This is a genomic window from Brevibacillus sp. (assembly GCF_003521185.1).
GTDB classification, from domain to species: domain Bacteria; phylum Bacillota; class Bacilli; order Brevibacillales; family Brevibacillaceae; genus Brevibacillus; species Brevibacillus parabrevis.
Window position 1 is genome coordinate 227,019 of sequence record NZ_DOTK01000049.1, and the last position, 11,718, is coordinate 238,736.

The 11,718-nt window shown below is 52.3% G+C and carries 9 protein-coding genes; 2 read left to right on the forward strand and 7 right to left on the reverse strand.

Annotation, left to right across the window (positions count from 1 at the left end; all coding sequences use genetic code 11):
• Window positions 1-4 precede the first annotated feature (4 nt).
• The 7 genes from DEP07_RS16305 to DEP07_RS16335 all read right to left on the reverse strand — a co-directional run bounded on the left by DEP07_RS16305 (window position 5) and on the right by DEP07_RS16335 (window position 8,980).
• Window positions 5-3,115, reverse strand: coding sequence for an efflux RND transporter permease subunit (locus DEP07_RS16305; RefSeq protein WP_217022102.1), 3,111 nt, complete (start codon window positions 3,113-3,115; stop codon window positions 5-7).
• On the reverse strand, window positions 3,112-4,344 hold the full coding sequence (locus DEP07_RS16310) for an efflux RND transporter periplasmic adaptor subunit (RefSeq protein ID WP_173596346.1): 1,233 nt from the start codon (window positions 4,342-4,344) through the stop codon (window positions 3,112-3,114). Before DEP07_RS16310 ends, DEP07_RS16305 begins: the two co-directional genes overlap by 4 nt.
• Before the next feature lie 42 nt (window positions 4,345-4,386).
• Entirely contained in the window at window positions 4,387-5,013 is a 627-nt protein-coding gene (locus DEP07_RS16315; RefSeq protein WP_063228934.1) for a TetR/AcrR family transcriptional regulator, read from the reverse strand.
• Window positions 5,014-5,233: 220 nt separating this feature from the next.
• Window positions 5,234-5,959, reverse strand: coding sequence for a polymer-forming cytoskeletal protein (locus DEP07_RS16320; RefSeq protein WP_229049764.1), 726 nt, complete (start codon window positions 5,957-5,959; stop codon window positions 5,234-5,236).
• A 20-nt stretch (window positions 5,960-5,979) separates the two neighbouring features.
• Window positions 5,980-6,600 carry a YhbD family protein gene (locus DEP07_RS16325; RefSeq protein WP_173599046.1) on the reverse strand — a complete coding sequence of 207 codons (621 nt, stop codon included), beginning with the start codon at window positions 6,598-6,600 and terminating at the stop codon, window positions 5,980-5,982.
• A gap of 183 nt (window positions 6,601-6,783) precedes the next feature.
• Window positions 6,784-7,719 carry an RluA family pseudouridine synthase gene (locus tag DEP07_RS16330; RefSeq protein WP_274874490.1) on the reverse strand — a complete coding sequence of 312 codons (936 nt, stop codon included), beginning with the start codon at window positions 7,717-7,719 and terminating at the stop codon, window positions 6,784-6,786.
• Window positions 7,720-7,867: 148 nt separating this feature from the next.
• Window positions 7,868-8,980: an aminopeptidase gene (locus DEP07_RS16335; RefSeq protein WP_173599048.1), complete on the reverse strand. Its 1,113-nt coding sequence runs from the start codon at window positions 8,978-8,980 to the stop codon at window positions 7,868-7,870.
• Between the two features lie 724 nt (window positions 8,981-9,704).
• Between DEP07_RS16335 and DEP07_RS16340 the strand changes: the two genes are divergently transcribed.
• Both DEP07_RS16340 and DEP07_RS16345 read left to right on the forward strand, forming a co-directional pair.
• Window positions 9,705-10,943 (forward strand): MDR family MFS transporter, encoded by a 1,239-nt coding sequence (locus DEP07_RS16340; protein ID WP_287102729.1) that lies wholly within the window; start codon window positions 9,705-9,707, stop codon window positions 10,941-10,943.
• Between the two features lie 66 nt (window positions 10,944-11,009).
• Window positions 11,010-11,660 carry a DUF1643 domain-containing protein gene (locus DEP07_RS16345; RefSeq protein WP_217022099.1) on the forward strand — a complete coding sequence of 217 codons (651 nt, stop codon included), beginning with the start codon at window positions 11,010-11,012 and terminating at the stop codon, window positions 11,658-11,660.
• Window positions 11,661-11,718 lie beyond the last annotated feature (58 nt).

An 11,718-nucleotide genomic window follows, 5' to 3' on the forward strand; every position in this document is an offset into this window, starting at 1 on the left:
TTCCTTACATCATTTCTGCCTCCGGACCGTACAAGTCCGGACGTTTTGCCGCTTTTTTCGCCTGCTTTTTCAATTTGCGCTGAGTCAATACCGTGTAGAAGGACGGCACGACAATCAGTGTCAAAAGCGTTGAGAACAACAGGCCGGAAATGATCGTCACCGCGAGCGGCTTGAACAGGACGTCACCGGAAATAGCCAGTGGCATGAGGCCAGCTACGGCGGTAAACGAGGTCAACAAAATCGGTCTCAATCGTGCCTCGCCTGCTGAAATGACCGCTTGCTTCAACTCTACCCCCGCGTGGCGCGCCTCTTCGATGAACTCGATGAACACGATGCCGTTGCGCACGACGATTCCCGACAGCGAAATCACGCCCATCATCGTCATGAAGCCGAGCGGCGTTTGCGTCACGAACAATCCAATCAGACTGCCTGCGACCGCCAAGTAGACGGTACTCATCACCAGCACCGGAATCGTCAGCGAGTAAAACTGCATCGCAATCAAAATCAGGATCAGGAATACTACGATAATGGAGAGTTTGCCCATATCGATAAAGATGTCCGTCTGCTCGGAAGTTTCTCCGCCGATGTCGATGCGATAGCCTTCTGGCAAAGACATGCTGTTGAGCAAAGGCTGGATTTCCGTCATCACTTCTGTAGCCGTGCGATTTTTCACATCGGCCGAGATCGTAACGCTGCGCGACAAATCGCGGTGCGGGATCGCCTGTGTGCTGAACGTAGGCTTAACTTCTGCAAGCTGCGACAGCGGAATCAGCTCGCCGCGCGCATTGGCGATGCTGAGTCGTTGGAACAACAGCGCCGGGTCTTCGTTGCCTTTTTGCAGGAACATCTTGATGTCGACAAGCTCATCGCCCGTGTCAAACTCGCTGACGGTAATGCCTTCGCTGACCAGTCGCAGCGTCGTGGACAAATCGGTGTAATTGACCAATTTTTGCTCCATTAGCTCTTTGTTGACGACAAATTCGAGCGTGTAGCGCTCTACGCCGAAATTATCCTGCACGTCAAAAGTTCCGGAAATCCCCGCGACCTTGTCTTTGATTTGCGCAGACAGGGAACGGAGCGTTTCAATATCTTCGCCGTAGACGCGGATGACTACCGGCTTGCCGACAGGCGGCCCCGCCTCTAACTGCTTAGGCAAGACAGTCGCTTCCGGGTACAGCTTCTTGAACTCTTCTGTCCAAGGCTCCAATATGGTTTCAACTTTCGTTTCTTTCTCATTGAAATGCACGACGAGCTGACCGACAGTGATACCGCTTCCCGCATCGGTATCTCCACCAAACATCTTCGGTGCGCTGCTCCCGGCATAGGAAGCGACAGATTCAATGCCATGCTGCTTCATAGCCCAATCGGATACGCCGCGCACGACTCGGTCCGTCTCTTCCAGACTGCTTCCCACTGGCATGCGAATATCGACCAAAAATTGCGGACGGTCATCGTTCGGGAACAACTGGACAGGCGTAAGCGGAACCAAACCGTAAGCAGCCGTCCCGATCAAAACGCCAATCATCCCGGCCATAAGCGGACGCTTGAGAATTTTGGGCATCAGCTTGCCGGCGTACCAGCCTGTCAGCTGTGTCAGTTGCTTGCCCAACAGTCCAGCCGGTTTGCGGTATCCTTCGACACCTGATTTTCGCCGCGTCTCGTACCACTGACGGAAAATCGGGATAATGGTCAAAGACATCACCATGGACGCGAGCATCGTCAATGAAATAATCGCGGGTACAGGGCGAATGAATTGACCTGCGTTCCCATTCAAAAACATCAGCGGAGCAAAGGAAGCAATCGTCGCCAAAGTCGCCGTTACGATGGAAATGGACACTTCCTTGGCGCCGTTGACCGCTGCTGCCAGCGGCTTTTCGCCCAACACGGACAGGCGGCGTTCGATGTTGTCATTGACCACCACAGCATCATCCACCAAAATCCCGAGCACGATGATGAGCGAGACAATCGAAATCATGTTCATCGTAATTCCCAGCGACGGCAGGAACAAAAGCCCTACTGCCAGCGAGATCGGGATCGCCAATGCCACGACGAACGAAGTGATCAGATTCAGTCCCAATGTGCAGACCAGCAAGACGGCAATCACGGCGATAATCATTTCCCGGGTAAGATCGCTGAACAGCTCATCTACGCGCTCATTTTGGCTGTAGATCGAATGTCTTTCCGCCCCAGCCGGAAGTGATTTGTCCAAAGTCAGCATCATTTCGTCCACGCGCTTTTGCAGCGATGGCACGTCGCTTCCTGTCTCCGCGTTGATGCTTACGGAGATAGATGGCTTGCCATTGTAGTAAGACGTCGTTTTGACCGTCTCTGTCGTCATTTTTGCCTGGCCGATGTCCTTCAAATAAATCGGAAAGCCTTCCGGTGTTCGGGCAATCAATACTTTGTTCAGCTCATCGACATTTGCATTTTCGGCCAGTTTCAACTGATACGTACGTTTGTCTGTGGTCAAATCGCCGAGCGGAATTTTTTCATTTTCCTGTTTGACGGCCATCATTACCTGGCCCCACGTAATCCCGAACTGGCTGAGCTTTTGCGTATCGACCTCGATGTGAACCTCTTGCTTCGGCAAGCCTTCCACCTGGACATCTGCCACGTTCGGAATGGTCCGCAGTTGTTCTTTCCACGATTTGAACATGTCACGCATGCTGTACAGTTGCTCCTGCGTATCCGCTGTAACGGCAAACGTCTGGACAAATGTGCGATTCAAGTCGTCGTTGATGATCGGCTGTTTGGCGTCCGCCGGAAGATCCGCCTCAGCGTCCTTTACCTTTTTGCGCAGCTCATCCCATTTTTGCTTCGGGTCAACGTCGCTTTTCGCTTCCACGATGATAAAAGAAACGCCAAGCGAAGAAGTCGAGGATACGTAGTTCAAGCCTTGAAGCTCGTTGATTTTTTCTTCCAGCTTTTTGGTAACGGTCTGCTCCACCTTTTCCGGCGAAGCTCCCGGGTAAATCGTCGTCACTGTAGCAAGATTGACGATAATATCAGGTGACTCTTGCTTGGGAAGCTGGAAAAAGCTGAGGAAGCCAACCAGCACCACCATAATGAAAAACAGCAGGGTGATCTTGCGCTTCGCAACGATGTACTTGATCACGGCTGCTTCCCTCCTGTCGCCTCAATCGGGTCTCCGTCAAACAAACGGTCGACACCTTTGACGATCAGTTGGTCCCCCTCTTTCAGCCCGCTCTTGATTTCCAGTTTGTCGCTTGCAATCTGTCCGATTTCCACTTTTGTTTTCAGTGCCTTCCCAGCAGCATCGACAAACACATGGGCGTCGTCTTTTCCTCTGCTGATGACTGACTCTACCGGAACATAGATGCCGACCTGTCCTTTGATCGTCTTGGTCGCCTTCACCACTTGCCCGGCAAACCAGTCATGCGCAGGGTTGGCAATTTGCACTTCTACACCGATTGTTCCCGTGCTCTGATTCGTAGCGGGGAAAATTTTCGTGACTTTGCCATCCCGTTTCTGGTCGTACAAGTCCAGCGAAACGACCTCGCCTTCCTTCCAGGTAGCTATCTCGCGGTCTGGTACGGGCAGCACGACTTTTAACGTATCGATATTGCCCACTTTATAAACCGGGGTGCCGGAGCCGACCAGGTTTCCGGCGGAAGTGAACTTGGCGATGATCGTTCCATTGATCGGGGAACGAAGCTGTGTTTTGGCCAGTGTGCTGGCGGCTGCTTCCTTGGCAATCACAGCCTGGTTGTATGTAGCGCGGCTCAGTTCCTTGTCTTCCGAACGAGCGCCCTGTGTGACCAGCGAGTACGCCTGCTGGGCATTTTGCAAATCTTTTTGCGCGATCGTCAGTCCGTTTTGAGCCGTCTCAAACTCGCTTTGCGAGATTGCTTTTTGCTGATAGAGCTGTTCAATCCGCTTGAAATCATCCTGCATTTTTTGCAAGGCGACCGTTGCTTTTTCCACCAGCAAGCGCGCCTGAGTCACTTCCTGCTCTCTGGCTCCGTTGTTCACTTTGCTCAAAGTGGCCGCGCTCTGTTGTACCGCTGCGTTGGAGGAAGCGACCTGGAGCGAATAATCCTGGGCATTTACGCGGGCCAACACCTCTCCGGCCTTGACCTTGTCGCCTTCGTTTCTGGCCATCTCGACAAGCCGCCCGCCTACCTCAAAAGACACGACCGCTTCTTCCAAAGGCTCCAATGTTCCGGACAGCTCGGTCACGGTTACTGCTTGCTCCTTTTTGACAGCCGCCACTACGACTTGTTTGACTTCCTTTTCCGGTGCTGCCGCAGGCTGCTGCTCACTGCATGCCGTCGTTGCGAGCAATCCAATCATCATTACAGATACAAGCCATTTTCTCATCATGACTTCCCCCGCTCCTATGTACCATCACACGATTTTGTATGTTTAGACCCTTCTGATTCCTTGCAGCAAAATTTCTGACGCATGTTCATACAATTGCTCTTCGTCGTCGATGATGGGCACATCGAGACCGACCCGATATTTAGCCATGAACGCATAAAAGAACGTCGAGATGAACATCAAGGCTGCCGTGCACGGATCAGACTTGGGCAAATGTCCCTGCTCCTGAAACTCGGTGAGCTTGTTGCCAAGCACTTCCACAGCCGTCATCGGCAGGCTGCTGAACAGCTTGACGACCTCCGGGTGATTATCCGCTTCGACGATGCAAATCATCAATATTTCTTTTCGCTCCACCAGCAAATGATAGTACGTCCTGGCATAAGTAATGAGCATCTCCTTGACGTTGGCAAACTCGCCCTGCAAGCCTTGCTCCAGTTGCTCCCGCACTTCGAGAATGTCTTTAAGAAGCTCCTCCAGTATCGCCACCTTTGTTTTGAAATGGCGAAAAATCGTCACTTCGTTGACTCCGGCCAGCTCAGAAATTTTGCGGGTCGTTGCTCCTTTATAACCTTTTTGCGCCATTAACTGGCGGGCGGCAGACAAAATCCGTTCTCGTGTCTCTTGCTCCTCACCCCTCCCTCCAGAAACGTATTCGATATGGGGCTGATCCATAACGCACCTCCAAAGCCATGCAAGCAATTGCTTTCATTTTCCTATTTTTCCACGCACATTATATCCCGATCATGTATGCATGTAAATACTTGCATGCGCTATTTGAAAAACAATTTGCTGCCGCATCATCCAAACAAAAAACAAGCTCTGCGCAAGCTTGTTTTTTTGAGAAAAAACATCCCGACGCATTCCGGGAAAGTGGGAGTGGCCGCTTCCGGCATTACCGTTTTACATGCTGTTTCACCAGAGAGCCTGGATCGAGACGAAAGTCTTCGGAGCTCTCGACCAGATCGATTTCGCAGCCCGGCCCGATCTCCACATTTTTTCCGCGAACGACCTTGGCACGCGTGTATTCCAAATAAATCTCGTCGCCCTCCACGCTATCTACAGACAAGGCCAGCGCACTGTTAAAAATGTGTTTCAACAGCTTGTTGAGCGTACTGCTTCCTGCCTTGCGAACCTCGATGTACTCCCCGCCCATTTCTTTGGCCTCACAACCGCCGTGCAAGTGAACTTCAATTCGTCCGGCATTCAGCAAGCCTCCGACTGTAAAAGCGCCTTTTGCGGAAAATACCTCCGCTTCGCAGTCACCTGTCGTCTTCAGCATCCCGCGCACTTTCACTTCTTCTCCCGTCATGCTGCCGTGGATTTTCGTGTTTCCATCGACCTTGAGTCTGGTAAAAGCCAAGTCTCCATTCACGTCGAGCTGACCGTATACTTCGATCGTGTCCAGCTCAGCTTTGCCGCTGATCGACGCGTTTCCCTCCACCTTTGCCGAAGCTCCCCGGACATTCCCTGTAATGCTGAGATGCCCTGCACAATGCAGTGTCTCGCACTCCACATCCCCTTTGATTTTGCCAAAGCCTTGGACATCCACTTTGTTATATACGCCACCCGATGCATTCACGGAACCGTGAATGACGAGATCCGGTTTGTTTTCGTTCATCGCCTTCATCCCCTATTCTGCTACATTTTTGCTTTCAACTCTTCGATACATGCAGCCAAATTCAGTCGGGACACGATTTTCACGCCGCTGTCAAAGTGTACCTCTGTAGCACCAGGCACCAGCACAAACGTCGAAATCCCCATTTTTCGCACAAAAATCAATTCGCAAGGCTTGCCCTCAAAGCTCGGATAGTGATCGCACAGCACTTGCAAAAGCCCGCCGCTCTCATCCAGACTCATTTCGCCTGTAATCAGCAGCCGATTCAGCACGTAGACGTATAACACTTGTTCAAAAGAGAACACTTCCGGCTTGCCCTGATACTTCGTATACAACTCCAATGTGTTAGCAGAAACAATGTTTCGCTCCACTAGCTCGTCATAAGTGAGCTTCGTCCCCGCCAAATGAGGGGAGAACATGTCTGCCAGCTCATCCAGAGACAGATCGTCTTTCATGTGAATGATTTTGGCGATCCTGGACATGATCTGCTCACGCGGGAAAAAAGTTTCCTGCCCCGTAAAAGTGGCGCGCCGGATGAACCAGTCCTCTGGAATCAGGTTTTTCCGTTTCCAGCGGTACAGTTGCCCGTACGATATTCCTGTCAGCTCCAGCAGCTCCTTTTTCGAGATGAGATTAGGGTCCATGTGAAGCACCTCCAAAATCAATGTAACATAACACTGTTACGTTGTTCAACTGCCTATTCTTCTGTACGACAAAAAAACCGGCAGAGCGAGTCCTGCCAGCTTCGTTTTCACCCATGTTCCAACTTGCTTTTGCGCTTTGCCGTTTGAATGCCATCGACAACTGCCAGGAGATACAGCAGCTCGCTAGACAAATTCCGCCTGAATCAGCCGCTTCATATCTGCTGGCACTGGCGCTTCCACAACCAGCTCTTTTTCGAGCAAGGGATGGAAAAAGCGCAGGCTTGCCGCGTGCAGAGCCTGTCTTCGCAACAGCCCTCTCGCTCCGCCGTACATCGTGTCGCCTGCCAGCGGGTGACCGAGGTGGGCAAAATGAACCCGGATCTGATGCGTTCGCCCTGTCTCCAGCCAGACCCGGACAAGCGTCATCCCCTCAGACGCCTGCTTGACTTCGTAATGGGTAACCGCATGATCTCCGTCATTCGTCACGCGCCGTTTGCTCGGGTGGCGCGGATCGCGGCCAATGGGCGCGTCAATCGTCCCAGTTTTCTGCGGCAGTTGCCCGCTAACCACCGCCAAGTATTCGCGGTGCAAGCCCCCTTCGCGCAGCACCCGATCAGCCAGCTGGTGACCGTAGCTGCTTTTTGCCACCAGAATCGCTCCAGATGTGTCTTTATCCAAACGGTGCACCGGATGAATGCTCGCACTCTCCCCGTTTTTCGCAAACCGCTCAGCCAGCGAATGTAACAATGTTTCGGTATGCTCCGGCTTGGTTGGGTGCACCAGCAAACCCGCGGGTTTGTTGGCAATCAACAAATGATCGTCTTCATACAAAATTTCGACCGGAACTACGTGGCTGGCAGGTGGCAACGGCGGTGCAGAAAGCTGCGAGGACTGCTCTGCCTGCTCCTGCCGATCGACTACGCGAACAGCGACCACATCCCCGACCTTCACCTGACGCTGCAAAAAGGGCTGTTTACGGTTGAGCAAAATCCCCTTGCTTCTCGTCAGCCGTTGCATCATTCGTCCCGATACGCTCAGTTTTTGCCGGACAATTTGTTCGACGTTCATTCCGCTGTCTTCTTCTTTGACGATGTATTCCATCCAGTCTTTGCGACTCACGGCTAATCCCTCTGTTCCATGCTTTTTTTCCTATTGTAACAAAAGGACGCCCGCCGCGCCCCATTCCCCTCCTCCCTGCTGACGGCGACTCCAAATCCGCGCATAAAAAAACCACCATGCGATTGCACGATGGTTTTCCCGCTCGCTGTTAGCCTTTCAAATTTTCCGGGTTGAGCCCTTGCAGCTCTGGCAGGACAAACAGGCCGTCTTTGCGGATCAGAACGTCATCAAACCAGATTTCGCCGCCGCCGTACTCAGGACGCTGGATGTTCACCATATCCCAGTGGATTTGGCTGCGGTTGCCGTTATCCGCATTTTCGTAGGCACGGCCAGGCGTGAAGTGGAAGCTGCCCGCAATCTTCTCGTCGAACAAAATGTCGTTCATCGGATTCAAAATGTACGGATGCACCCCGATCGCGAACTCGCCGATATACCGCGCGCCTTCATCGGTGTCAAAAATTTGGTTGAGCTTCTCCGTGTTGTTGGAGATCGCCTCGACGATTTTCCCGTTCTCGAATGTCAGGCTCACATTTTCAAACTTCGTGCCCATATAGCTTGTGGCAGTGTTGAATGTGATTTTGCCGTTTACAGAATCGCGCACAGGCGCCGTGAAGATTTCACCGTCCGGGATGTTGCGCAGTCCGGAGCAAATGACGTTCGGGATATCCTTGATGGAGAAGCGCAAGTCCGTTCCCGGTCCGACCAGGCGTACCTTGTCCGTGCGATCCATCAATTCCTTCAGTGGGAGAAACGCTTCGTGCATCTTTTTATAGTCAAGGGAGCACACATCGAAATAAAAATCCTCGAAAGCTTCCGTCGACATATTGGCGCTTTGGGCCATCGCTGTCGTCGGGTAGTTGAGCAGCGTCCAGCGAACGTTCGTTACGAGGTAATCGTTCAACTCTTGCATGACGCTTTGGTGGGCACGGCGGCGCTCAACCGGAACATCTGCCATTTCGCTGTCATTGGACGGGCCATTGATCACGATGTACGTATCGAGATCTTTGAACATCGGCTCTTCCCATTTTGCCAAATGAGCGGCACGGTCCGCACTTGCTCCCATCATCAACTCGCGCTGGATTTGCGGGTCCAATACCCGAACAAACGGATAGGCTCCCTTGGCGTACGCTTGCTTGACCAGTTCTTTGGCCAAAGCGTGCCCCTCGCCGCGCACTTCAATCAACAGCGTCTCCTTCTCCTCCAATCGCACGGAATGGCTGAGCAAGTTCTCCGCCAGCTTGACAATTCGAGTATCCAACATGCAATCTCCCCCTTATCGCGATTCCTATAAAAAATATTTTACCGAATGGGCGAAACTTTTTCAATTACGCGCCGACTTCGTTTTCAGCTTCGTGCTTATCATATCATCGGAACAGCTCAAGCGGGTCAAAAAACGACCCGTTTGGTACAATTCCAAAAAAAGCGAAAATTTCTCTTGCCTAAAATCATTTTCGTAGAGTATCCTAGTCAACAAGAGTTTACCTGTTCAAATATTTTGAAAGACGGGAGTTGAGTTCATGGTGTCTTATGTAGTTTTTCTCGCTTAGGTGGGGCCTTTTGATAAGAGGCCGCTGCCTCTTACCGACCCTACCTATCGTTAGAAACTGCAGGATGCCTGAACCGCTTCCGTCTTTTTCCCGATCAGATTGGCGGGTGCCGATATATGGTGCGAGCCTTTGGTTTTTTGTACCCTTCTTTACAGGTGCAAAGCCTATTTGGTTCCCCGGTTTTTCGGCTTACCTACCACCCTTGTATCGTTCGATCAAGCGCAAGCGGAAAAGAGCACTGGCTCTGGCTCCGTTTGCGCTTTTTGTTGTGGAAAACATCCTATCCCTCGCTGTTCGTACGTGTGTGCCAAGTCGTGAAAAAGCCGTGCATCGGGAGGTTTAGCCAAAAAGAGCAGCCGCTTTTCTTTTTCGGAAAAAAGCGCGGTCACGGCACCTGCCTGCAATTTGAACGGAACAATGAATGGAGGAATTTGTGTCATGCAATGGCGTGCGTGGGATTTGAACTTGAAAGTCCGCCTGTTTGGCGAACTGATCACTCATACTTTTTTCTGGATGTACTTTCCGTTTATGGCTTTGTACTTCAGTGACACATTCGGCAAAGACGTCGCCGGGCTGCTGTTGATGGTGCCCCCGCTGCTCGGGATGCTGTCCAATCTGTTCGGCGGCTATTTGGCTGACCGCGTCGGGCGGCGATTTACCATGCTGCTCTCCATCTTTGCCTCGACGTCGATGTTTGCCCTGTTTGCCTTCTCGCCTTCGCCTTGGGTGGACTACATCGCTTTTATCGGCATCGGGATTGCAGGCGCGCTTTACTGGCCCGCCAGCTCTGCCATGGTTGCCGACCTGACGACAGAAGAAAACAGGCGAATTGTCTTCGCCACCTTTTACACAGCCATGAACATCGGGGTAGTAGCCGGCCCTGTCCTCGGCTCCTTCTTTTTCGTGCATTACCGTCATGAGCTGCTGCTCGCCTGTACGGTCATCGAGCTGCTGTTCGGGCTCGCGATCTTTTTCCTGATCAAAGAGACGCTGCCTGATCACATTCGCCAGGAAAAAGCCAAGGAACGCTTCTCGCTGGCCCAGCAATTCAAAAGCTACGCGATCATTTTCCGGGATAAAGTCTTTGCCCTGTACATCGGTGCCGGGATTTTGGTCGCCATCTCCTTTATGCAGCTCGACATGTACATGGCGCTGTACATCAAAGAACACGTCTTTGACCAAACGCTGTTTGCCTGGAAAGACTGGAAGCTGACTGTCGGCGGCACGAGCGCTTTTGGCTGGCTGATGGGGTTAAACGGTCTGCTCGTCGTCCTGTTCACACTGCCAGTCACACGCTGGTTCGCCCACTGGAGCGACCGCAACAGTCTCGTTGTCTCCTCGATCCTGTACGGCTTCGGCATGTTTTTCATGGCGTTTACAACAAACATCTGGCTCTTGTTCGTCTGTATGGGCGTGCTCACCTTGGGAGAGCTGATCCGCACCCCGGTGGCACAAAGCTTCATCAGCAAATATTCGCCGGAGGACGCGCGCGGACAGTACATGGGCGCTTCTTCGCTCCAATTTTCGATCGGGCGCTTTATTGCCCCGATTACAATCGGACTGTCACAATGGCTCTCGCCACTCAGCGTGTTCAGCGTGATCTTGGCGTTTACGTTGGTCAGTGCCTACTTGTACGTCGTCCTGTTCCGCATGATCCCGTCCAAAGAGACGAACTAGCCGTAATAGAAGCCCCTCTCTCGCATATAGTGATTAGTAGAAACGCTTTGCGAGGAGGGAGCAAGCATGAATCAGCCTAAGCCTAAAGCATTCGCCACTTTCCGGGAAGAGCGCGGCCGAAACTACCGCACTTCGACTTATATTCAATGGGGGCCCGCCTCCGTCACCCGCTCGCTGGGCAGTGCTCTGTTGCTCAATCCGGGGTCGGCGGCTCTTTTCCAGGCAAGGCCCGCCGCTGGCCGAAGCATCATGGGCCAGGTCACTCTCGACCCGACCATGCAGCAGTTGGTTCGCTTTACGGAAGCGATTTACCAGAACCGCCCGCTGGAAGGGAGATTTTATATATTCAACTTGTTTTCCTTGCAAAACCCGTCCGCTTCTGACGCTATCGCCTGCTTCGAGCAGCTCGTGGAGAATGGCGAAACTACATTGGAAGCACAGCTCGCTTCCAGAGAAGAACTGCGAAAGCAGCCGTGGATCATGCTCGGATGGGGTTGCTTGCAAAGAAAATCGCGGCCTCATTTTTCCGCACTAAAAGCCATGTGGCAAAAGCAAATCGCCTCGGCCAGCGTGCCTGCTTTTGGAAAACGCTGTTCCAACGGCCAGGACTACTATCATCCGTGTCCGAGGCTGTATGCCATGAGAGAGCCGCTATTGCGCGACCTGGTTGCGCTCTACCAGCAAAATGTACACACTTTGCCTTCCTCTTTCGTGTAGCAAGCTTTGCCTTATGGAAAAAGAGTCTGTCTCCCGTTCTCGCAGGGAAACAGACTCT